This window comes from Stenotrophomonas capsici, assembly GCF_034961085.1.
Lineage (GTDB): Bacteria > Pseudomonadota > Gammaproteobacteria > Xanthomonadales > Xanthomonadaceae > Stenotrophomonas > Stenotrophomonas capsici.
Window position 1 is genome coordinate 1 of sequence record NZ_JAYFUH010000010.1, and the last position, 476, is coordinate 476.

At 61.3% G+C, this 476-nt stretch carries 1 pseudogene; it reads right to left on the reverse strand.

The window, feature by feature from the left end:
• Positions 1–280: pseudogene (locus VA603_RS00190) on the reverse strand (energy transducer TonB); the annotation flags it as partial.
• Between the last annotated feature and the right edge of the window lie 196 nt (positions 281–476).

Genomic DNA, 476 nt, shown 5'->3' on the forward strand with positions numbered 1-476 from the left:
TCGGCGGCGCCAGGTTCTTGACCGGCGGCGGCGGGATGTCCTGCGGCGGCGGCGGCGGCGGCGGTGGCGGCGGCGGCGGCGGGGCGTCAACCAGCGTCACCATGACGTTGCGTTCCTTCTCCGCAGCGGCCTTCGGGGCCCCGGCCGGGATCAGAAGCATCATCAGGGCTGCCAAGTGCAGTGCGATTACAAAGGCGATGCCAGCGATACGGGGCCAGCTCAGACCCTTATCCTTATCGCTGTCGTCGTACCTGTGGTGGAAGACCAATTGTTCCGTCATGCGCCAAGAGCTCTGTAGTGAGGCGGGGCAAGCATTACTGTCGCCCCTGAGATTCAGCGGTGCATGACACCGCAGGAACCTCCAAGCTTATACCAATCCTGACCAGCTGCGCATCTCAAAAACAGCTGTTCAGGCGTTATTCCTGCTTACTTCAGGTTGATGATTTTGTCGGCATCAGCCGGGTTTTTGACACCCT